The organism is Arthrobacter sp. ISL-48 (assembly GCF_018613805.1).
Lineage (GTDB): Bacteria > Actinomycetota > Actinomycetes > Actinomycetales > Micrococcaceae > Arthrobacter.
Genome location: NZ_JAGGPL010000016.1, coordinates 47566 through 68647 on the forward strand (window position 1 = coordinate 47566; position 21082 = coordinate 68647).

The following is a 21082-nucleotide window of genomic DNA, read 5'->3' on the forward strand; positions in this document are numbered from 1 at the left end:
CCAACGAGAGGGCCCGCCCGCATGGTCGGCTGATATGCGCTTCATACCAAGGACCTGCCTTGGCCCGTGATGCGTCCGCCTGCGAACGACACTTCCTCCAAGCCTGGTGCTTGATTCATCGTATTTCCTGCTTCCGCGCGTTTCCCTTGTCCCTCTGCGCCAGCGGTTGGTACCGATGGTGAGCTGCTGGGTTAACCATGCCGCCGCTGAATCAAGAATGCCCGTGGTTTTCCGCAGCGGCCGTGAAGTTTTCGGCGAGGAAAGGGTCTAGCTTGAAACGCCCTGGCACCTTGTATATACAAACAACCAAGACGGCGAAAGGCCGCCCTTTGCACCCGTCGCTGAGGGCCCCGGGGCGGCCCACGAGCGTTTGGACGCCGGCGGGAGCATGTCGTCACGTTATCGTTGGTCGAACACATCCAATGAGGAGGGCGTATGCCGTACGTTGTTGACTTCGAGAACGTTTCTACTTCTGGCCTGGAGTCGTCTCCGGTCGCCGAGGCGCTCGCCGGGTTACGCGCCAACGAGGGTCGCTACTACCGCAATAAGTACGACCACGTCTTCACCGTTAGCCCTGCAGATGATGTTCCGGAGGTGGTCGAGCGGGTGAGCCGCATCCTGAGGGAGGAGCGCGACATCATCATCGGCTCCCCACCGCTCGAAGCAACAGCCTTCGAAGTCGAGGGTTTCCGGATGGATTACGTGTTCTACGAGTCGGGGCTGGCGGTCAACGTCATGTACAGCATCGAGAACGGCGGGAAGCGAGCGGTGGGGTTCAAACTGGCCGAAGGCATGGAGATTCCCGAGGAATTGACATCACGTTTTAAGTTCGCCCGCCAGAAATCAAAGCTGGCAGGCGTTATCCGCGGCTCGTACTTCGTGATCAAGGGTGAGTACTGATCTGCTGACGTTCCGCAGCCAACAGGCTTGTCGGGCACTGTTTTCGCAGGTCCAAAGTGGGTACGTTCGAGTTAGCGACCGACAGCGTTGCCGGCGCCAATCCAGAACGGGAGATGGACATGGCTCGGATAGACCGTATCGCCGAACCCTGGGGGACGCGGACGCCGTACGGCAGCGGCAGTGAGTGGCCAGTCAGGGTGGATTCGCATCTGGCCCAAGGCATGGTCCCCGAAGAAGTGGACAAGTGGGTGCAGACAGCTTCCGTCCTGCATTCGAACGGTGATGCCATGGACATCGCTGTCAAGGACAACCGGATAGTGGGAGTGCGGGGGCGCTCCGGAGACCGGGTCAACCACGGACGCCTCGGTCCCAAGGACCTCTACGGGTGGCAGGCAAACGCCTCCCCGGACAGGCTGACCAGGCCACTGATCCGTGAAAGCGGAAAGTTGGTGGAGACGGACTGGGACACGGCGATGGGCAGGGTGGTGGCTCGGTCCAAAGGGCTGCTGGCGGAGCAGGGCCCCAGCGCCATCGGGTTTTACACCACGGGCCAGCTGTTCGCCGAGGAGTACTACACGCTGGGTGTGCTGGCACATGGCGGACTGGGCACGAATCACGTCGACGGAAACACCCGGCTGTGCACGGCGACTGCCGCCGAGGCGCTGAAGGAATCCTTCGGTTGCGACGGCCAGCCGGGCTCCTATACGGATGTGGATCACGCCGACGTCATCGCTCTGTACGGTCACAACATGGCCGAGACGCAGACCGTCCTGTGGACGCGCGTCTTGGACCGGCTGGCGGGGCCGAATCCTCCCAAAATCATTTGCGTCGACCCGCGGCTCACTCCAGTTGCCCGGGCCGCCGGAGTCCATTTGGCTCCGCGGCCCGGAACGAACGTGGCACTCATGAACGGCATCCTTCACGAGATCATCGCCAACGGCTGGGTGGACATGGGCTACATCGAGGCCCATACGGTCGGGTACGAGCAGCTGCAGAACGAGGTCAAGAAGTACCCTCCGGCGCTGGTGGCCGAGATCTGCGGCGTTCCGGCGGAAAAGATCCGGGAGGCAGCCAGCGTCATCGGTCATGCCGAGCGGCTGCTGTCCACGGTCCTGCAGGGTTTCTACCAGTCCAACCAGGCTACCGCTGCTGCCGTGCAGGTGAACAACGTCAACATCATCCGCGGCATGCTCGGAAAACCGGGGTGCGGCGTCCTGCAGATGAACGGCCAGCCGACGGCGCAGAACACCCGGGAGTGCGGAGCGGACGGTGATCTCGCCGGGTTCCGCAACTGGTCCAACGACGCTCACGTCAAGGACCTGGCGAAGGTATGGAACGTTGACCCGATGGCCATCCCGCACTATTCACCGCCCACCCACTTGATGCAGATGATGCGGTATGTGGAGGAGGGGTCCATCCGGATGCTCTGGGTCAACGGCACTAACCCTGCTGTGTCCCTGCCCGAACTCGCCAGGATCCGGTCCATCCTTCAGCAGGAGCGGCTGTTCCTGGTGGTGCAGGACATTTTCCTTTCGGAGACGGCGCAACTGGCGGATGTTGTCCTGCCGGCAGCCACCTGGGGTGAGAAAACCGGGACATTCACTAACGCCGACCGCACGGTGCACCTGTCAGAAAAGGCCGTAGAACCTCCCGGCGACGCCCGCCCGGACCTCGAAATCTTCATGGACTATGCACGCAGGATGGAGCTGAAGGACAAGGATGGAGGGCCCCTGATCAAGTGGCAGGATGCTGAGTCCGCCTTTGAAGCATGGAAGGAGTGTAGCCGGGGACGGCCCTGTGACTACTCGGGCATTAGCTATGACAAGCTCCGCGGCGGTTCCGGCGTCCAGTGGCCATGCAACGAGGAGAACCCGGACGGAGCGGAACGGCTCTATGCCGACGGGAACTTCTGGGCCCAACCCGAATACTGCGAAAGCTACGGGCGTGACCTCATAACGGGAGCGCCGGTGGAAGCACACGAGTACAAGGCGCTGAATCCCGAGGGGAAAGCCGTTATCAAGGCCGCGGAGTATGTACCGCCGCATGAGCTGCCCAGCCAGAAATTCCCTTTCCAGCTCATCACCGGGCGTACGCTCTTCCACTTCCATACCCGGACCAAAACCGCCAGGGCACCGGAACTGCAGGCGGCGGCACCGGACGTCTGGGTGGAGATTTCAGCGGCCGACGCCGGCGCTTATGGGATTGCCGAGGGCGACCTTGCAGAGGTGGGGACTCCCCGCGGTTCAGTCAGGGCACGGGTCCGGGTGAGTGGCATCCGTGAAGGCGTGCTGTTCCTGCCCTTCCATTACGGCTACTGGGACACCGACGGCGGGCATGAGCCAGACGGCGCGGGCCGGGCAGCGAACGAACTGACTATCACCGACTGGGACGCAGCCTCGAAGCAGCCCATTTTCAAGACCGCTGCAGCCCGCCTCGCGCGCATCGGCGCCGGCAACGGCCCTTCCCCTGCCCCGACCAACACAGCATCCGCACCCGTTGCGGAATTTCCAGCGGAGGCCAGGACCTCCGGAATCCCCTCGGCCAGGGTCGACGAAGCTACAGGCACCACCCGGACGGGGGAAGCGTTATGAAAATCGGGCTTGTCTTGGAAGGACTTCATCGGTCTGAGAACGAGCTGGTGCATGAGCTGTTCATGGTCTCCGAGCGGCACAAGGTCGACCACGAAATTTACCATCTCGCCCGCGACCTTGCCGGATGGTCTCGACAGCACGTCCGCGAGATCGCTGCCATCGGCAAACAGTATGGCAAGGACCTGGACCCCGGGCCCCCCGGCGAGAGCTCGCTGATGGAGAAGATCAGGGAAAAGGGCAGCGAAATGATGGGGCGGCAGGGCGAAGCCGGCCTGCTGTTGTTGCGGGACCTTCGGGAGGTTTACGTGAAGGCATCCGGAGTCTCAGCCGACTGGGAAATGCTGGCGCAGGCAGCTCAGGGCATCAAGCATCGGGACCTGCTCGACGTCGCACAGCGCTGCCACGCCCAGACCCTTCGCCAGATAAAGTGGGCGAACGGCAAGCTCAAGGAATCCTCCACCCAAATCCTCGTCAGCTGAACATCATCGCTGTCCAGGCCTCGCGGCTCTCCCGTCTCTCACACCCGCTGTGAGACCCGGTTTCCGCAATTCCGACGTCGGCAAGCAGCGCCGCCAGCTTCAGGTTCCCCTCGCCCTCGCACCGAGCCCGCGTGCCGCTGGCTCAACGATGACACGCTTGACTTCCCACTCAGCCGCCAGTCGACGCAAGGCACCGTGCCCTAGCATCGCCTGACGCCAGACAACCAATACACCAACAGTGAAATCTTCAGCAGGACGCTTACGGCGGTTCTCGCGGACGCAGGCAGGTTGGGTTCCTCGCCCGTGCGTATCGGGCAAGAAGTTCCCCAGTCAGTAAATCCCGTAACCGGGCCGCCATTGGATCCTCAAAGCCAGCGCGCGGCCTGGATTACTTGACGGCGAGTTCGACGGCGGCGGACGTCACCTTCCCGTGTGCGTTTCTGAACACTGTGCGTACCAGCAACCCGTCCTGCCGGGCGGTCGCGGCCGGGAAATCCAGGGTGGAGCGGTAGGTGCCCTCGTCCGTCCGTTTAGTGACGGGCTGTGTAACCGCCTTTTGCCAGGTGGCGCCGCCGTCGGCCGATGTCTCCCAAACCGCCACCGGGCCGGGAGTCCCCGTGGCCGTGGCACTGAACGCGGCCGTCTTGCCGGCGGCAACGACCTGGGCCTTCGGCTGCTTCAGCACCGCCGGAAGTTCCACGGTCTGGTCAAAGGTTGGCCAGCCGTCCACCCACTGGATCTTTTGCAGGCCAAGGGTTGGGAAATAGGGGAGCTCCTCATTGGAGCCGTCGTAGTAGTGGAAGGCCAGGTAGTCGCCGAAGACCGACTGGCCGCCGGGCCCGGTGATGGCACCATGGGAATCGAGCACCACGGATCCGCCGCCGCCGAACATGTCCCGGCCGTCCTTGTCCAGGTAGGGACCCTTCACGGACGTGGAGCGGCCCACTGCGACTTTGTAGGTGGAGTCCGCGCCGCGGCAGCAGGAATCAAAGGAGACGAACAGGTAGTAGTAGCCGTCATGTTCAGTGATGTAGGGCGCTTCGATGGGGTTGCCCGGCATAAAGCGGTCCGCGATATTCACGGTCTTGGACTGCCAGTCCGCCACAGGCTTGCCGGTTGGCCATTCGATGGGCACCAGGAAGATCCCGTACCAGAACGATCCGATGGCCATGTACGGGGTGCCATCGGCATCCTCGATGATGCCGGCGTCGATCGCGTTGAACGTCTTGCCCGGGTTGTTGGGATCAAGGCCCGTCGCGGGGGAGGAGACCACCAGGCCCTGGTCCACCCACTCATAATCCGGATCGTTGGGATCCAGCGTGGTGTTGGTGGCCAGCGCCGTCAGGGAGTTGTTGCCGCCAAAGCGCGACGCCGAGTAGTACAGATAGTAGGTTCCGTCGTGTTCGGTGATTTCCGGCGCCCAGAGGTTGCCGGGCAGCTCGCCGTCGGAGAAATGCTCATCGATCCAAGCCGGAATCCGATCCCAGACAGTGCCGCTGTATTCCCACGTTGTGCCCTGGTCGGAGGAGGACCAGATCTGGATGGTGCCGCCGTTTTCACGGTTCAGCAGCCCGGTGGAATAGACGTACCAGGTGCCGTCGTCGGCGATGATCAGGGCGGGATCGTGGATGGGGGAGGTCTGGCCCACCACGGTCTTGCCTCCCGGCAGGTCTGGTTGCAGCTTCTGCTCCGATTTTTTCTGGGCACTGGCCGGTGCCACTGTGCTTGCCGTGGCTCCTGCCGGCGCGTGGGCTGTGGTGGGCGGCAGTGCCGCCGCCGTCAGGGCGATGCTGAAAACCGCTGCCAGTCCTGCGGCGCGCGCTGCCCATGAACGTGACTTCGTCATCACGTGGTCCTTCCGAAAGGTGATTGGGGAATTGATTCGACGGCGGAGGGATGCGCCCGGCGCGCGACTATTGCAACGTTGTAACGATGAATATGGCACGGAGTCCCGGCCGCGTCAAGGGCAGAGCGGGACGGCTCAAAACAATTTTGGGCATCGCCCTTGACGATCGCAGACCAGCTGTGTGAAGGTTCTTACAACGTTGCAAACGAAGAGCTCTGGATGCCGGTCCGCCACCGCGGACAGTGGGGCTCACCATCGCACCCCCATCAATCAAACTTGACCACTCCACCCAACCCGGAAGGACCACGTGATGAAGAAGTCACGTCCTATGGCCGTTACCTTGGCGCTCCTCACCGCCGCAGGCCTGATGCTCGGCGGATGCTCCGCCCCCACCGGTGGGGACACCGGCGAAAAGAAGCTGACCTTTATGTTCCGTGGGGGTGAGGACGAGAAGAAGGCCTACGAAAAAGCTGTTGCCCAGTTTGAAACGGACAACAACGTGGACGTGGATATCATCGTCACCACCGCAGACCAGTACGCCACCAAGCTGAAGGCCGCCATCGCCGGCAAGCAGGTTCCGGACGTTTTCTACATCGGCCCCGGCGACGTCCAGGCCTACGTACAGAACGGCATCGTCAAGGACATCACCCAATACGTGGAAAAGTCCGACACCATCGACCTGAACAACATCTGGGAATACGGCGTTGACAGCTACCGGTACGACGGCAAGCGCGTGGGCGAAGGTGCCATTTATGCCCTTCCCAAGGACGTTGGACCGTTCTCCTTCGGCTACAACAAGACCATGCTGGAAAAGGCCGGCATCCCGTTGCCCGACAAGGACAAGCCCTACACGTTCGATGAATTCGTGGCCGCAGCTAAAAAACTCACTGCGGACACCAACGGGGACGGCACCCTGGACCAGTGGGGCACAGGCCTGAACGTTCAGTGGAACCTGCAGCCGTTCGTCTGGTCCAACGGTGGCGACTGGCTTAACAAGGACCGCACGAAGGTCACCGTGGATACCCCGGAGTTCGCCGAGGCCCTGCAGTGGTTCGCGGACCTCCAGAACGTCCACGGCGTGACGCCGTCGGTGGCCGAGGGGCAGACCCTGGATACCTACCAGCGATGGATGAAGGGCGAGATCGGCTTCTTCCCCATCGCACCGTGGGACCTCTCCACCTACCAGAAGCTGGACTTTGACTGGGACGTCATCCCCTACCCGGCCGGCAAGACGGGCAAGACGGCCACCTGGACCGGAACCCTCGGCATCGCCGTCTCGGAGAGCACCAAACTCCCGGAGGACGCCGTCAAGCTGGTGGAGTACCTGACAGCCAACAAGGAAGCCCAGCAGAGCCTGGTTGATGCCGGGATCCAGATTCCCAACCTGAAGGACATGGCCGAGACCTGGGCCGCGGATACCACCACCAAGCCCGCCAACAAGGCCGAGTTCCTGCAGATCGTCAAGGACTACGGCCGTGCCCTTCCCGGCGGCAACACCTTCAACGCAGAGTGGTACGACGAACTCTTCACCAACATCCAGCCGGTCCTGGACGGGAAGCAGACCGCCGCGGACTACCTCAAGGAGGCGCAGCCCAGGATGCAGGAGTTCCTGGACGCCGCCAACCAGCAGGCAGGCAGCTAGCCCCACAAGCCAGGTGCTGCGGCTGCACCGGAGTGCAGCCCCAGCACCTTTCCAAGAGTCTTTCTGTCCCGCACCGCACCATCTCGAATCAAAGAGGATCCAAGGATGTCAACAACTATCACCCGCCGCTCGCGGCTTCACCGGAAGGAACACCAGGCCGCCCTTGTCTTTGTTGCCATACCGGTGATCGGGTTCCTCCTCTTTACGCTTTTCCCCCTGATCTTCTCCGTGTACGCGTCCTTCACCAACTGGAACGGCATCTCCGCGCCGGTGTTCAAGGGCCTGGACAACTACATCAAGATGTTCGGCGACAGATACTTCCTCAAGTCGCTGTGGAACACCATTTACATGATGATCGGCATTCCGGTCGGCTTGGTCATTTCGCTGGCCCTGGCCCTTGCCATGAACCGCAAGATGCGCGGGACCACCTTCTTCCGCACCGTCTACTACCTGCCGGTGATCTCCTCCATCGCCGCGGTGGCCATCCTGTGGCAGTGGGCCTTCAACGGCGACTTCGGCCTCATCAATCAAGGCCTTGGCCTGCTCGGGATCGAGGGCCCCAACTGGCTGCAGGACACCGCCACCGTGAAGCCGGCCCTCATCATCATGGCGGTGTGGAAGGGCCTGGGATATTCCATGCTGCTCTACCTGGCCGCCCTGCAGTCCGTGCCCCGATACCTGTATGAGGCCGCCGCCCTGGATGGCGCCACGGCTTGGCAGCAGTTCCGCCACATCACCATCCCCATGGTCCGGCCGGTCACGTTCTTCCTCATCGTCACCAGCATCATCGGTGGCTCGCAAATCTTCGTGGAGATCAACATCATGACCCCCACCGGCGGCCCGGAGTTCGAGTCCGCGTCCATCGTTTGGTACATCTGGCAGAAGGCGTTCGACAACCTCCAGATGGGCTACGCCTCGGCCATGTCCGTGGTGCTGGGGCTACTGGTGTTCATGATTACCTTCATCCAGTTCCGGCTCAACCGCCGCAACCAGTTTTCGATCGATTGAGGCAGGACGCCATGTCGGCACAGAACGTCATCACCACCCCTCCTCTGGAACCCGCCGCAGCGATCCCTGGCGGTGCGGGCCGCCAGGACAAGAGCGGCCCGCGGGGAGTCAAAGGCCAGAGGTCGGCCAAGGACGGGCTGAGGCTGGGCAACATCCTCACCACGCTCGTTCTGTCCGTGGGGGCCATCATCATGATTGCCCCGCTGGCGTGGACTTTCTCCACGTCGCTGAAGACCAAGGACGGGGTGTTCGAGCTTCCTCCGCAGTGGATTCCAGACCCGTTCGTCTGGGAAAACTACGCCCGGATCTGGACGGCCGGCCCACTGCTCAGCGGCATCCAGAACAGCCTGATCGTGGCCTGCTCGGTCACCATCATCGGATCGCTCACCTCGGCGCTCGCAGCCTTCGCGTTCGCCAAGATGCGGATGCCCTTCAAGAACGTCATGTTCCTGGGGCTGCTCTCCGGACTGATGATCCCGTTCCCCACGCTGATGATTCCGCAGTTCACCATCTTCGCCAGCATCGGCTGGGTGGATACCCTGCTGCCGCTGATTGTGCCGGGCCTGTTCGGGAACATCATCATGATCTTCTTCCTGCGCCAGTTCCTGAACAGCGTCCCGGATTCCATCGTTGAAGCGGCGCGGATCGACGGCGCGTCCTACTTGCAGATCTTCTGGACCCTGATCATGCCCGCCATCCGTCCGGCATTGGCCGCCCAGTTCATCCTCTGGTTCATGGCGGTCTGGAACGACTACCTGGCACCCATCATCTACCTGAACTCGCCGGGCACACAGACGCTGCAGCTGGTGATTGCCAACTTCAACGCCCAGTACGCCATCCAGACCGACTACCCCCTGATCATGGCGGCATCGTTCATCGCCCTGCTGCCCGTGCTGATCGTCTTCATCGTCTTCCAGCGCCAGATCATCGAATCCATCGCCCTGTCAGGATCCAAGGGCTGAACCATGCAGACCGCTGATGACATCACTCCCGTAGGGAAGCCACCGCCGGAGCTGCTCCCGCTGCCGGCCTCCGCACCCGGGGAACCCTCTGCCTGGGGTTCCCGGCATGCCCACGATCCCACTGTGGTCCGAGACGACGACGGCACGTACTTCATGTTCTCCACGGACTCCGTGGCCAACTCGGAAGATATTCCCGCCGGGGTGCTTATCCGCACCTCGACAGACCTGGTGGCCTGGCAGTATGCGGGAACCGCGTTCGACGGCGTCCCCGGCCCCGCCGCGGAGTGGTCCGGCGCGCGTGGCTTGTGGGCTCCGGACGTCGTCCGCTGGCCGGACGGCAACTGGCACATGTACTACTCTGCTTCCACGTTCGGCTCCAACACGTCGGCCATCGGACTGGCGGTGGCTCCTGCACCTGCCGGCCCCTGGGAAGACCGGGGAATTGTGGTGGCCACCCGTGCCGGCGAACACATCCAGAACGCCATCGACGCGGCCGTGGCCCGGGATGCCGACGGCGCGCCCTGGCTGACGTACGGCTCCTTCTTCGCCGGCATCTATACGCTGCCGCTGGACCGAACCTCCGGGGAACCGCTGGTGACAGGAGACCTTGGTTCACTGATCGCCCGCCGGCACCCTTCGGTGGACGGCGCCGTGGAGGGCGCCTTTGTCCTGTACCGCGCCGAAGAGGACCGCTACGTTCTTTTCACCTCCTACGATTCGCTCTTTAGCTCCTACAACGTGCGGGTGGCGGTGGCCGACGAGATCACCGGCCCCTACCGGGACTTCTGCGGAAGGTCCCTGACGGACCTTGACTCCCCGCCGTCGTTGGCCGGTACCAAAGTGCTGGGCAGCTACCAGTTCGACGGCGGCACCGGCTGGCTTGCCCCCGGCCACAACTCGGTCCTCACCCAGGAGGGTCCGGACGGAGCCCCTGAGCATTACGTGGTCCACCACGTCCGGTTTGCGGGGGACCCGTCCCAGCACGTGGCCCAACTCCGTCGGCTCTTCTTCAATGCGGCCGGCTGGCCTGTTATTTCACCGCAGTCCTTTGCCGGCAGGGGGACGGAGGTCCTGCCTGCCCCCGAGCCGGTTGCCGGCCTGTGGTGCGTGCTCCGGTTTGATCCGGAGTCCACGGATCTGGTGCCGGCGGTGCCCCTTGGGCTGGAACGCCCCGTCGACGGATCATCCGATTCAGGCCAGGCCGGCGTGGAGCAATCGGACGGGTCTCCGGCGCGAGTCAGGCTCCGGCTAGCAGGGCTGCCGGCCGGTCCAGAAGCGGCTGTTGAACTGGACGCGGTGGTGTTTGGCTCCTGGGACTGGGCGCGCGGACAAGCCGCTCTCTCGTTCAGCGGCGTTGATCAGCACGGCGTGGCCTGGAGCGGCACGAAGGGGGACCTGTCGTGAACGATTCCCCGCTCGGCTGGGCCGGCCGCGTGATGGAGTGGCTTGGCTTTGCCGCGAGGCTGGTGCTGGTCAACGTCTTGTTTGTGGCGGGTACGCTGGCCGGCCTGGTGGTCTTCGGGCTATTCCCGGCGGCCGTCGCCGCCACCACTGTCCTGGCCCGGCTGCGCAGCGGCGGCGCCGGCGAACACCTGGTACGTGACTTCGTCACTGTGTACCGCTTCCAGTTTTGGCACGTCAACCGGGTGGGCAGCATCTTCTGGCTTGCCGGCGTCGTGCTTTTCCTTAATTACCTGACCTTGCCGGGACGGGCGGGTGCCGCGATGCTGTCCTCGCCCATCTATTCAGTGCTGCTTCTGCTGGCTGCCGTGGTGGGCGTGGGCATGATGATGGCAGCAGCCACGGCCGTTGCCGTGTGCAGCCGCTACCGGGACTCGGCCACCAGGACCTGGCGGACGGCGTTCATGCTTCCCCTGGTGTCGCCGGTGATGGGCATTTCCCTGCTCATGAGCCTGGTGGCTTTTGCCGTCGTCTTCTCGGGGATGACCGTCCTGGTTCCGCTGGTGGGGGCATCCGTCCCGCTACTGATCTCGGGTTGGCTCGTGGGCCGGAGGCTGGAGGGCCTCGAAACTGCTCCATCCACCATGGCCTAACGCCCGTCCGTCCTGCGAGGCACTTTCCTACAGCCTCAAACTCAACAACTCTCTACAACGTTATACAGACAGGAAGAACCGTGACCATCACCCCCGCCGCTACTGAACAGGCCGATCTGGCCGTTGTGGCACCAACAGTCATCACCATCGACCGGTCGGCCGTTGTTGCCCCCGTGAGCCGGCGCATTTTTGGCTCCTTCGTGGAGCACCTGGGCCGGTGCGTCTACGACGGCATCTACGAACCCGGCCACCCCACCGCCAACGAGGACGGCTTCCGGCTGGACGTCATTGAACTCGTCAAGGAGCTCGGCTCCAGCACCATCCGCTACCCCGGCGGCAACTTCGTTTCCGGCTACCGGTGGGAGGACGGCGTGGGCCCGCGGGACCGGCGCCCGGTCCGGCGCGACCTCGCCTGGCACTCGCTGGAGTCCAACCAGGTGGGCCTGGACGAGTTCGCCCGCTGGTGTGAGCTCACGGGCTCCGAGCTGATGATGGCCGTTAACCTGGGCACCCGCGGCATCGAAGCTGCCCTGGACCTGCTGGATTACGTCAACCACCCGTCCGGCACCACGCTCAGCGACGAGCGCATCGCCAACGGCGCTAAGGACCCGTACAACATCCGCATGTGGTGCCTCGGTAACGAGATGGACGGTCCCTGGCAGATCGGCCACATGTCCGCGGACAGCTACGGAAAGCTCGCGGCCCGCACCGCATCCGCCATGAAGACCGCCGACAAGAACCTTGAGCTGGTGGTGTGTGGCTCGTCCAGTTCCTCCATGCCCACGTTCGGCGAATGGGAGCGCGTGGTCCTGGAGCACACCTACGACCACGTCGACTACATCTCGTGCCACGCCTACTACCAGGAACGCAACGGTGACCTAGGCTCCTACCTCGCGTCCTCGCTGGACATGCAGTACTTCATTGAAACCGTGGTGGCCACCGCCGATCACGTCAAGCACAAGCTCAAGAGCAAAAAGACGATCCAGCTCTCCTTCGATGAGTGGAACATCTGGTACTTGGATGAGCACCAGGCGTCGGAGGAAGTCAACGAGGAATGGGTGCACGCGCCGCGCCAGCTGGAGGACGTCTACTCCGTGGCCGACGCGGTGGTGTTCGGCAACCTGCTGATCACCCTGCTGAAGAACCACGACCGTGTTGCAGCGGCCTCGCTCGCCCAGTTGGTCAACGTCATTGCCCCCATCATGACCGAACCCGGTGGCGATTCCTGGCGGCAGACCACGTTCTTCCCGTTCTCCGTCACCTCCCGCCTTGCCCGCGGCGAAGTGCTCCGCCCGCGGATCGAAGCAGGAACCTACACGACGGCGGTGTATGGCGACGCCCCGCTGGTGGACGCCGTAGCCACCACCGACGCCGCCACCGGCCAGTCGGCGCTGTTCCTGGTCAACCGCAGCATGACCGAGGCCATCGACGTGACGGTCCGTGTGTCCGAGCTCAACGCAACAGTGGTCACTGAGGCCGTGACCCTCCACGATGAGGACGTCTACGCCAAGAACACCCTGCAGGACCAGAACCGGGTGGGCCTGAAGCAGCTCGCGGGCGCCGTCCTGGAGGAGGGGACGCTCACTGTGACGTTGCCGCCCGTGTCCTGGTCCGCCGTCGCGCTCCGCTGACATGTACTTCCCAACAGGCCGCTCCGCAGCCGGCCACCAATGGGTCGCTTTGCCGTCCCGGCGGTGGCTGGCCGTGGCGCTGGCCGTGCTCGCTGCCGTGCTCGCTGCCGTCGGCGGACTGGTCCTGACAGGATGCGCTGCCCCGCAGAACGCCGAGGCGCAGCCTGTGGCTGAACTGACCGGGGATTTCTTCACCCATGACCCTGCCTTGGTGGCAGGGGAGGACGGGCAACCGTGGTTTGTCTATTCCACCGGCAACGGCGAGGTGGCGGACGGGAACATCCAGCTCCGGCGCTCCAGCGACGGCGTCAACTGGGAGTACGCGGGCGAGGTGTGGCAGGAAAAGCCGGCCTGGCTCACTGTGGCTGTGCCCGGCGTGGACAACCTCTGGGCGCCGGAGCTGTACCAGCATGACGGCACCTGGTACCTCTACTACTCGGCGTCCACCTTCGGCAAGAACCTGTCGGTGATCGCGCTGGCCACTAACACCACCCTGGACCCCGCGGACCCCGCGTACGAATGGGTGGACCAGGGGCAGGTCATCTCCTCCAAGGGGGAGCGGTTCAACGCCATCGATCCGGCCATTGCCGAAGACGGGAACGGGACGCCGTGGATGACTTTCGGATCCTTTTGGACCGGCCTGCAGATGGTGGAACTCGAGTGGCCCACCGGGCTGCGGGCCGGGACCGAACAACCATTGACCATCGCGGACCGGAAGGCGCCGCCGAACGCCATTGAAGCGCCCTACCTCTTGCCCCATGACGGCGCCTTCTACCTCTTCTTCTCCCGCGACTTCTGTTGCCAGGGCCTGGAGAGCACATACAACATCGCGGTGGGGAAGTCGGACAAAATCACCGGCCCGTACCTGGACGGCAACGGAGTGCCATTGCTGAAGGGGGGGGGCGGCACGCCGCTGCTGGGGTCCGACGGTGGACGCGTGGGACCGGGCGGGCAGTCCATCTCCGGGAACACCCTGGCATTCCACTACTACGCCAAGGACCTTGACGGTGCGTTCCGGCTGGGGCTTGCGGAACTGGAGTGGAAGGATGGGTGGCCGGCGGTGAGCTGGGGCAACGTCAGGTAGGTGGTTGCGGGCCGGCGTCCGTGCGTTCCCGCCCAGTTGCTGTTACCTGAAGCCGGCGAACCACCCAAAGACACGGCGTGTCGGCGGGTGAAACCGCTTCACCCTCGATACCGGGATCAGTAACTGGGCAGGAGCGCACAGCCGGGGAAACAGAGGCACCGGTATGGCGCGGGTTGAGAAAGCCGAGCGTCGGCTACGGCCGGCCGGCACCGACCGTCGACTCGCGGGGCACGACGCGGAACGCCGCCTTCATGGCCCGGGGCGGTCCTTCCGGGTTTTTGATCCGGTCCAGCAGAACCTTCACTGCGGTCTCGGCGATCTCGTTGCGGCCAGGATCCACAGTGCTCAGCGTCGGCAGGGAGTACCGGGTCTCGTCCAGATCGTCGAAGCCGATCACGGCGGCGTCGTCGGGGATGCGGTATCCGGCTTCCTGTAGGACGCGCATGGCGCCTTGGGCGAGGGTATCGTTCAGCCCGAAGACGGCGTCGAAGGTAGCGCCGCGGTCCAGGAGGTCGTGCATGGCCGCCGCGCCGTTGGAGCGGTGCCAGTCCCGGACGTAAGCCACAATGCCGTCGTCGTACGGGATGCCTCGGGCCTGAAGGGCCTCACGGTAGCCGCGTAAACGCAATCCGGCGGAACCGATAACCTCGCCCTGGTGCGCCCCCACCACCGCGATGCGCGTGCGGCCCAGGTCCAGCAGGTGCTCCGTGGCCGAACGGGATGCCTCGATGTTCTGGATGGCCACGTGGTCGGAATTGCTGTCGAAGATCCGCTCACCGAGCAGGACTATCGGCACATCAGCCCTGATGAGGTCGACGTCGGCCTGGCCAAGTTCAAGGGGGCTGAAGATCAGGCCATCGGACATTTTGAGCCTTGGGCTGGACATGACTTCCAGCTCGCGGTCGCGGTCGGCGCCTGTCTGTTCTATCAGCACCACCAGGCCGTGTTTTGCGGCGGCCTCGATCACCGCGTCCGCCAGTTCAGCGAAGTACGGCAGGCTTAGCTGCGGCAGTGCCAGGGTAACGGCACCGGTGTGCCCGGAGCGAAGGCTGCGGGCTGTGAGGTTGGGCCTGTATCCCAGCTCCCTAATGGCCACTTCAACCTTGGCCCGCGTGGTCGGCCTTACATGCGGGTGGTTGTTGATTACGTTGGAGACAGTTTTGAAGGACACACCCGCCACTCGTGCCACGTCGTGAAGAGTCGTTGCCATCCCGATTTCCCTTGTTCACACTGCCAGGCCGGCTGGTCCCTTGAGACGAAGTTTACAACGTTGAATGAGAGTGTTGATGATGCTCAGCGCTTAATACGGGATAGACGCTCCGGGTCCATGAATAACGCCCACTTCGGCTGCTCGGCGCTACTCGGCGGACGGCCGCTTTCGTTGCCGTTTCGTCGCCGCTCGCTGTTCTTTTGCAGCGAGGCGCCGACGGTTCGAGCCCCGGGTGGGTTTGGTCGCCCGGCGGCGGGCAGGTTCGGGAGCAAGACCCTCTGTCACGAGGTCGGCAAGCTTGGCCAGGGCGATCTCGCGATTGCGCAGCTGAGAGCGCTCCTGGGAGACCGTCACGGTGATCACCCCTGCGATGAGTCGCCGTCCGAGACGCGTCAGCAGCAGCAGTCGCTGGTCGTCCGAAAGCGCCGCTGAGCCGCTGACGCTCCACGAGAGCTCGACGCGGCTGTCCGAGGTATTGACATGTTGACCACCTGGTCCCGAGGAACGCGAGAATCGCCAGCCGAGTTCCGACGAGGGAATCGTGAGCGCGGGCGACACCTCCAGATCCATGGAACCAGCGTTACACACTCTGGGCGCCGCTATCGGACCTCGCCCGAGTCGATAGGTCCCTTGAACCCCTGATCCCAGCCGGAATAGCATTGCCGGTACGGCGTCGATGGGTCAGGCCAGGGGAGAACTGGCTATCTCTCCGGGTCCTGCGGACGCTGACATCGATCAGACGAGGAGACGGTCATGGGCGAGACAACGGCAGAGGCTTCATCTCGGAGCCTGATGGTCGACCTGATCATTTCCCTCGACGGGTATGCCTCGGCCGAGGGATGGCCCGGCTGGTGGGGTCTGGAGGGCCCGGAATACCTGGCTTGGCTCGAGCAGGAGGGGGAGAAGGACTACACCCTCCTTCTGGGGGCGAACACATATCGGCTGATGTCCGGGATGTCAGAGGAGGCCGGGGCTGAGGGCTCGGGATTCTCTGAGGATGAGGGAGCCAGCCTGACCGGCCTTGCCGCCGTGCCCAAAGTCGTCTTCTCCTCCACCCTGCAGGCGCCTCTGACCTGGCCGAACTCTGAGCTTGTCGCCGGGGATGCGGTCGAGGCCGTGACGGAGATGAAACGGACCGGGGCCGGGCCGTGGAGCACTCTCGGCAGCCTCAGCCTCTGCCGATCGCTGCTGAGTGCTGGCCTCGTAGACAGGTACCGGCTGGTGGTGTTCCCGGTGATTACAGGCCGCACCGGACGGGAGCGGATCTACGACGGGTATCCCGACGTCTCGCTTGAGCTGGTAGACAGCAGGACTTTCGATGGTCGGCTGCAGCTGCTCGAATACGTCCCCACTGTTCTCAGCGGTCCGCCGCGAAGGGGCCCGGATTGAGCCAATGCGGGCACCTCATGACGGTTTGTGTTTCGTCACGATAAACCGATTCGGCCATGGACCCGGATTGATCGATGCACAGGATGATCTCACGCTGCACTTGAGTGCTTCCGCGGAGAGTGATAAGGGCATCATGGGCACGAATACCGGTTCGCCCATAAGCTTCTACACTGAGTAGAAGAGAAACCCCGCAGTGACCCTGGAACCCGGAAAGGACAGCCGATGATGACGCGTGCCCCGTTCCGGTTGTTCCGCACCGGACTGATCGGTTCCATCATTTTTGGGCTGGCGGCCGGGGGGCACCTGGTCAGTGGGGGCAGCCTGCCGGAACCCTTGATCCTTTCGGCTCTGTGCGCGCTGACGCTGGTTCCCGTGGCGGTGCTGACGCGTTTTCGCCTGTCCTTGCCGGTGCTGGCCGGCCTGCTGGGCGCCGCACAGGCGTGGCTTCATTGGTCGTTCTGTGCGCTCTCTGCTGCGCCAATGGCGTCACCCTCCCCGGCTCATGCCCACGCCGGACACGCCGCCGCGGCCTTGGCCCCTGAACTGTTGGGCTCGTCAACGGCCGACCCGTCAGCAGCCGTTGACTGGATGATGTTTACCGCCCACGTGGTCGCCACGTTTGTCACCTCCTTGCTGCTGGCCCGCGGCGAAAAGGCTCTCGCGGCCCTTGCCTCCTGGCTCCGCCCGCTCGTGCGGCTGCCCGAACCCTGCACCTGCTCGCACGTGCGCATCCGCCTTTTCTCCCTGGTTGGCCGTGATCTTCCCGTGGACAGGCCTGGCCGGCGGTTCCCGACCAGGCGCGGACCTCCCGCCTTCGTACCGGCAGCCTGAGACCCTCCTCTTTCACACGGATCAGGACGGCAGGGGCGGCCGCTCGCCGCATCACCGGCTGGAGAACTCGGCCGGCCGTTTCTGACCCCGTTTCCTTTTGTGAAAGGCATCATTGCCATGAAGATTTCCCTGCGCCGCGCCCTCAAATCCGCCGTCGCCGCCACCATGACCGCTGGCCTGCTCGCCGTCGGCGCCGCAGCCGCCTCCGCGCACGTCACGGTGGAACCGTCCAAAACGAGTGAGGGCGGATATGCCAAGCTCACCTTCAACGTCCCGAACGAATCCCCGACGGCCAAGACCAACCGCCTCGAGGTCAAACTCCCCACCGACACGCCCCTGGCCTCGGTCTCGGTTAAGCCGATCGACGGCTGGAAGGCCGAAGTGATCACCACCGCGCTGCCTACACCGGTGCAGGTCCGCGGAGCCACTGTGACGAAGGCACCCACCAGCGTTGTCTGGACCGCGGACGCGGCGCACCAGATCGGGCAGAACGAATTCCAGACGTTCACTCTGTCCGTCGGCCCCCTCCCCACCGCCGGTACCACCATCGCCCTGCCGGCCGCGCAAGGGTACACCGACGGCACAACTGTGAACTGGGCAGACCAGGAAGAATCAGTGGCCAGCCCCTCGGCATCAGCGGGCAGTGATAGAGAATCCCACCCTGCCCCTTCGTTCGTCACCACGGCAGCAGCGGCTCCGGCTGCCGCGGCGGCCACCCCCGCCGCAGCGTCCGCCACCACGTCATCCGACGGCGGTGACACCGCGGGGTGGTTCGGCCTGGCCGCCGGCCTGCTTGGACTGGCTGCAGGGGGCACCGCGTTGGCACGCACCCGCCCCGTCAAGGGGAAGTGACCGCCCTCCGGGCAACAGGTGCGGGCCACCTCGAACGGGTGGCCTGTTGCGGTGAGAGGGACCTCGATAGACTTAAAATGCGCCTTTTGGCGGGCGCAGTGATTCGTCAGCGAAAGGCACGGTCATGACGGACAGCAGTGAATTTGAAGATCCCACAGATAAGACAACTGGTGAGGAGCGACCCGAAGAACCCGAACTCCGTGGCCGGTATGTCAAGGGCGACTACGGTACCGCGGGGACCGGACATGGCCGCCACACGGACGACGAGGAAGGCCATTACACCCAAGGGGACTTTGGTGATGCCGGCAGCGAGGGAGGCCTGCCTGAACCCCTCGGCAGCAAGGCGAAGGAAGCTGGGCGCTTCGTGAAAGGTGACTACGACAGGGCTGGGACTGCCGGTGGACGGACAGCAGAGTCGGAGGTAGGCCGCTACACAGAAGGCGATTACGGGCGCGACGGCATTGTCGACCCGAAACGCAAGGGCGCCACCGGAACAGAGAAGACCTCCGGGCCGGACGGGCCGCCGACCACCTAGTTTGCTTGCATTCGATATACGCGATGATGGATTGATGGAGTCCCTTTCAAGAGTCCGTCTCGAGCCGCAGACAGAGCGGCTGCAACTTCGACCCTGGACTACAGGGGACACCTCTTGGCACCGCTGCCTGGCAGGAGAGCGCAGAGGAGAGGCCGCCACTGTGGAGGCGGAGGCTGAAGTCATCGCGAGTGTCGTTGCAGCCCAAAGTGATCATGGCGTGGTGCCCTCCGTTGTCGTCCGGAAGTTGGACGGTGAGATCCTGGGATACTGCGGTCTCGTGATCGGGAAAGGAACGATCGGCGAACCAGAGTTGGCCTACGAGCTGTTCCAACATGCCCATGGGCGTGGCTACGCCACAGAAGCCGCCCGGGCAGTCATTGACGCGGCCAAGCAGACAGGTCGTTCCAGGCTGTGGTCAACCGTGCGCATATGGAACGGCCCGTCCTTCAGAGTGCTGGAAAAGCTCGGCTTTACACGACACCACTCCGTGTGGGACGGCGACGGCGAACTCGTATGGAACATGCTCAAGCTTCGCTAAGGGCCGGGGTTTCCTAGAGATCCGACAAAATTGGGCTGCTGGCAGAGCCTGCTCAGCAGGCGGAAAAATCATCGGAGACCAGGAGGTCGTAGTCGTCCTGGATGTGGAAAAGCCGACGATGTCCGATTTCGTCTATCACCCAAATCGTTCGACCATCATCGGTCCTGTCATCGACAACGCCTCCGTGGCACTTGATGCCTCGACGGCTAAGGGTGACGACATCTCCATGCTGGAGTGAGGTCCACACCGAAATACGGCGACTTAATGGCATTTCCGTTTCCTTCCCCGTTCAGGCGTTCCTGCCGACCCGTCAAGTCCGCGATGTGCATATTTCCTCATCACACTCTATCGTCGATTGTTGACAATTGGTAGGGTTGGGGATGTGCCGATCCAATGAAGTCAGGAAGCGTCCTAAGTCTATGGGCGAGGGAGGGCCTGAAGACGGGCATCCGGAAGGTAATACCGGGACGTTCAAGAGCACTTCTCCCGGATACGGCGGGGATGCCAGCAGTAGCTTCGATCATGAAAGAGCCCCCGAGCAGGAGCTGTGAATTGCTGCCTGGGGGCTCTTAATCAGGCGGTGATTTCGTTCGCATTCCTTGGCGCGGTGAGATCTTCAATTGCCTTTTGCATGTGCCGTTTGATCGCTTTGTGGAGTGCGGCCCTGTTACCTGCCTCCAGCAGATCCAGAAGGTTCTGATGTTCCTGGACCAGGACGTCGATTCGGGGGTAGGCGACAGCCAGGTTGAGAATACACATCCTCGATTCCGCCGCCAGGGTCTCGTAGATCCGGATCAGGCGTGAGTTGCCCGCCCCGGACACGAAGGAGGTGTGGAATTGCATGTCGAGCCGTGCAATCGCTTGCCAGTCCGACACGGCAACCTGCTTCGCCATGTCCCCGACGATAGTCTTTAAGACTTGGCAGGTGTCCTTAATCTGCTCCTGTCCAGCATCCAGCAGTGCGTCTGCTGCAGTGGACTCCATAGCCTGGCGGACCGTATAGATCTCCCTGACGTCGTCGTCTGTAAGCTCCAGGACGAAAACTCCGCGGTTGCGATGGCTGACCAGGATCCCCTCCTGGGACAACCGCTGCAAGGCCTCCCGGACAGGGCCCCTGGAGGTGCGCAGCTGGCTGGCCAGGACAGATTCATTGATCTGCTCTCCCGGACGGAAAATCCCTTGGACGATTTGTTCCCGCAGCTGATCTGCGATCAGCTGGGCCGTGGGTCTTCCCTCCAACGTAAAGAGTCCCTCCGGTGCCGCCATTGCTATTCCCTCACTTCGCTCGTGGGCCTATTCCATTCCTTAGACAGTATTGGACTCGTGATCCCTTGCGGACCACATCGGGCACGAGTCTTTGTCCAATCGGCTTTCCTGAAAACTCTGCTGTGTCCTTTGCCACGAACCAGGACAGGAAATTCCGTTGGGTTTCCGGTACGGCTTTGAGGAAGTCGGGCATGAGTCGTTGGGACCAGCCGCCGGAGGCGACGACGTTCTCGTGGGTCCAGGTTCCGTCCATGGTTTAGAGCA

At 63.4% G+C, this 21082-nt stretch carries 19 protein-coding genes; 15 read left to right on the forward strand and 4 right to left on the reverse strand.

Annotated elements, in window-relative coordinates; translation table 11 throughout:
• Nucleotides 1-435: 435 nt before the first annotated feature.
• The 3 genes from J7E83_RS14800 to J7E83_RS14810 all read left to right on the forward strand — a co-directional run bounded on the left by J7E83_RS14800 (nucleotide 436) and on the right by J7E83_RS14810 (nucleotide 3970).
• A complete protein-coding gene (locus J7E83_RS14800; protein WP_214963488.1) occupies nucleotides 436-900 on the forward strand; it encodes a phage tail protein in 465 nt (154 codons plus the stop codon).
• 119 nt (nucleotides 901-1019) lie between these two features.
• Nucleotides 1020-3491 (forward strand): molybdopterin oxidoreductase family protein, encoded by a 2472-nt coding sequence (locus tag J7E83_RS14805; RefSeq protein WP_214963490.1) that lies wholly within the window; start codon nucleotides 1020-1022, stop codon nucleotides 3489-3491.
• Nucleotides 3488-3970, forward strand: coding sequence for a hypothetical protein (locus J7E83_RS14810; protein WP_214963495.1), 483 nt, complete (start codon nucleotides 3488-3490; stop codon nucleotides 3968-3970). Before J7E83_RS14805 ends, J7E83_RS14810 begins: the two co-directional genes overlap by 4 nt.
• Before the next feature lie 388 nt (nucleotides 3971-4358).
• On the opposite strand, the gene J7E83_RS14815 is transcribed toward J7E83_RS14810, so the two are convergent.
• Entirely contained in the window at nucleotides 4359-5816 is a 1458-nt protein-coding gene (locus tag J7E83_RS14815; protein WP_214963498.1) for a glycoside hydrolase family 43 protein, read from the reverse strand.
• A gap of 310 nt (nucleotides 5817-6126) precedes the next feature.
• Here J7E83_RS14815 and J7E83_RS14820 point away from each other — a divergent pair, with 310 nt between their 5' ends.
• The 7 genes from J7E83_RS14820 to J7E83_RS14850 all read left to right on the forward strand — a co-directional run bounded on the left by J7E83_RS14820 (nucleotide 6127) and on the right by J7E83_RS14850 (nucleotide 14197).
• Nucleotides 6127-7458 carry a sugar ABC transporter substrate-binding protein gene (locus tag J7E83_RS14820; RefSeq protein WP_214963500.1) on the forward strand — a complete coding sequence of 444 codons (1332 nt, stop codon included), beginning with the start codon at nucleotides 6127-6129 and terminating at the stop codon, nucleotides 7456-7458.
• Nucleotides 7459-7563: 105 nt separating this feature from the next.
• Complete coding sequence (locus J7E83_RS14825; protein WP_214963502.1) at nucleotides 7564-8466, forward strand: carbohydrate ABC transporter permease; 903 nt, start codon at nucleotides 7564-7566, stop codon at nucleotides 8464-8466.
• Nucleotides 8467-8477: 11 nt separating this feature from the next.
• Entirely contained in the window at nucleotides 8478-9428 is a 951-nt protein-coding gene (locus J7E83_RS14830) for a carbohydrate ABC transporter permease (protein ID WP_214963504.1), read from the forward strand.
• Between the two features lie 3 nt (nucleotides 9429-9431).
• Nucleotides 9432-10832, forward strand: coding sequence for an arabinan endo-1,5-alpha-L-arabinosidase (locus J7E83_RS14835; protein WP_214963506.1), 1401 nt, complete (start codon nucleotides 9432-9434; stop codon nucleotides 10830-10832).
• A complete protein-coding gene (locus J7E83_RS14840) occupies nucleotides 10829-11482 on the forward strand; it encodes a YesL family protein (RefSeq protein ID WP_214963509.1) in 654 nt (217 codons plus the stop codon). Before J7E83_RS14835 ends, J7E83_RS14840 begins: the two co-directional genes overlap by 4 nt.
• A gap of 80 nt (nucleotides 11483-11562) precedes the next feature.
• Nucleotides 11563-13113, forward strand: coding sequence for an alpha-N-arabinofuranosidase (locus J7E83_RS14845; protein ID WP_396020561.1), 1551 nt, complete (start codon nucleotides 11563-11565; stop codon nucleotides 13111-13113).
• Nucleotide 13114: 1 nt separating this feature from the next.
• On the forward strand, nucleotides 13115-14197 hold the full coding sequence (locus J7E83_RS14850) for an arabinan endo-1,5-alpha-L-arabinosidase (protein ID WP_214963512.1): 1083 nt from the start codon (nucleotides 13115-13117) through the stop codon (nucleotides 14195-14197).
• Nucleotides 14198-14390: 193 nt separating this feature from the next.
• On the opposite strand, the gene J7E83_RS14855 is transcribed toward J7E83_RS14850, so the two are convergent.
• A complete protein-coding gene (locus J7E83_RS14855; protein ID WP_214963515.1) occupies nucleotides 14391-15407 on the reverse strand; it encodes a LacI family DNA-binding transcriptional regulator in 1017 nt (338 codons plus the stop codon).
• A 147-nt stretch (nucleotides 15408-15554) separates the two neighbouring features.
• Nucleotides 15555-15977 carry an alternative ribosome rescue aminoacyl-tRNA hydrolase ArfB gene (arfB, locus tag J7E83_RS14860; protein WP_214963518.1) on the reverse strand — a complete coding sequence of 141 codons (423 nt, stop codon included), beginning with the start codon at nucleotides 15975-15977 and terminating at the stop codon, nucleotides 15555-15557.
• A 183-nt stretch (nucleotides 15978-16160) separates the two neighbouring features.
• On the opposite strand from arfB, the gene J7E83_RS14865 reads away from it, so the two are divergent.
• The 5 genes from J7E83_RS14865 (at nucleotide 16161) to J7E83_RS14885 (ending at nucleotide 19552) form a co-directional block, all read left to right on the forward strand.
• Nucleotides 16161-16796, forward strand: a complete 636-nt coding sequence (locus tag J7E83_RS14865) for a dihydrofolate reductase family protein (RefSeq protein ID WP_214963521.1) — start codon at nucleotides 16161-16163, stop codon at nucleotides 16794-16796.
• A gap of 222 nt (nucleotides 16797-17018) precedes the next feature.
• Nucleotides 17019-17627 (forward strand): hypothetical protein, encoded by a 609-nt coding sequence (locus J7E83_RS14870; RefSeq protein WP_251043906.1) that lies wholly within the window; start codon nucleotides 17019-17021, stop codon nucleotides 17625-17627.
• Between the two features lie 117 nt (nucleotides 17628-17744).
• Nucleotides 17745-18479: a YcnI family protein gene (locus tag J7E83_RS14875; protein WP_214963523.1), complete on the forward strand. Its 735-nt coding sequence runs from the start codon at nucleotides 17745-17747 to the stop codon at nucleotides 18477-18479.
• 124 nt (nucleotides 18480-18603) lie between these two features.
• Nucleotides 18604-19014 carry a hypothetical protein gene (locus tag J7E83_RS14880; protein ID WP_214963525.1) on the forward strand — a complete coding sequence of 137 codons (411 nt, stop codon included), beginning with the start codon at nucleotides 18604-18606 and terminating at the stop codon, nucleotides 19012-19014.
• Between the two features lie 34 nt (nucleotides 19015-19048).
• A complete protein-coding gene (locus J7E83_RS14885) occupies nucleotides 19049-19552 on the forward strand; it encodes a GNAT family N-acetyltransferase (protein WP_214963528.1) in 504 nt (167 codons plus the stop codon).
• 573 nt (nucleotides 19553-20125) lie between these two features.
• Here J7E83_RS14885 and J7E83_RS14890 read toward each other — a convergent pair.
• On the reverse strand, nucleotides 20126-20818 hold the full coding sequence (locus tag J7E83_RS14890; RefSeq protein WP_214963530.1) for a GntR family transcriptional regulator: 693 nt from the start codon (nucleotides 20816-20818) through the stop codon (nucleotides 20126-20128).
• Nucleotides 20819-21082: the final 264 nt, after the last annotated feature.

Excerpts from the sequence above, each read along its gene's own strand:
- J7E83_RS14800 (WP_214963488.1), top strand. The coding sequence starts at position 436 with ATGCCGTACGTTGTTGACTTCGAGAACGTTTCTACTTCTGGCCTGGAG.
- J7E83_RS14825 (WP_214963502.1), top strand. The coding sequence starts at position 7,564 with ATGTCAACAACTATCACCCGCCGCTCGCGGCTTCACCGGAAGGAACAC.
- J7E83_RS14865 (WP_214963521.1), top strand. The coding sequence starts at position 16,161 with ATGGGCGAGACAACGGCAGAGGCTTCATCTCGGAGCCTGATGGTCGAC.
- J7E83_RS14835 (WP_214963506.1), top strand. The coding sequence starts at position 9,432 with ATGCAGACCGCTGATGACATCACTCCCGTAGGGAAGCCACCGCCGGAG.
- J7E83_RS14890 (WP_214963530.1), bottom strand. The coding sequence starts at position 20,818 with ATGGCGGCACCGGAGGGACTCTTTACGTTGGAGGGAAGACCCACGGCC.
- J7E83_RS14830 (WP_214963504.1), top strand. The coding sequence starts at position 8,478 with ATGTCGGCACAGAACGTCATCACCACCCCTCCTCTGGAACCCGCCGCA.
- J7E83_RS14820 (WP_214963500.1), top strand. The coding sequence starts at position 6,127 with ATGAAGAAGTCACGTCCTATGGCCGTTACCTTGGCGCTCCTCACCGCC.
- J7E83_RS14875 (WP_214963523.1), top strand. The coding sequence starts at position 17,745 with ATGAAGATTTCCCTGCGCCGCGCCCTCAAATCCGCCGTCGCCGCCACC.
- J7E83_RS14805 (WP_214963490.1), top strand. The coding sequence starts at position 1,020 with ATGGCTCGGATAGACCGTATCGCCGAACCCTGGGGGACGCGGACGCCG.
- J7E83_RS14870 (WP_251043906.1), top strand. The coding sequence starts at position 17,019 with ATGATGACGCGTGCCCCGTTCCGGTTGTTCCGCACCGGACTGATCGGT.
- J7E83_RS14855 (WP_214963515.1), bottom strand. The coding sequence starts at position 15,407 with ATGGCAACGACTCTTCACGACGTGGCACGAGTGGCGGGTGTGTCCTTC.
- J7E83_RS14880 (WP_214963525.1), top strand. The coding sequence starts at position 18,604 with ATGACGGACAGCAGTGAATTTGAAGATCCCACAGATAAGACAACTGGT.
- J7E83_RS14850 (WP_214963512.1), top strand. The coding sequence starts at position 13,115 with ATGTACTTCCCAACAGGCCGCTCCGCAGCCGGCCACCAATGGGTCGCT.
- J7E83_RS14815 (WP_214963498.1), bottom strand. The coding sequence starts at position 5,816 with ATGACGAAGTCACGTTCATGGGCAGCGCGCGCCGCAGGACTGGCAGCG.
- J7E83_RS14810 (WP_214963495.1), top strand. The coding sequence starts at position 3,488 with ATGAAAATCGGGCTTGTCTTGGAAGGACTTCATCGGTCTGAGAACGAG.
- J7E83_RS14885 (WP_214963528.1), top strand. The coding sequence starts at position 19,049 with ATGGAGTCCCTTTCAAGAGTCCGTCTCGAGCCGCAGACAGAGCGGCTG.
- arfB (WP_214963518.1), bottom strand. The coding sequence starts at position 15,977 with ATGGATCTGGAGGTGTCGCCCGCGCTCACGATTCCCTCGTCGGAACTC.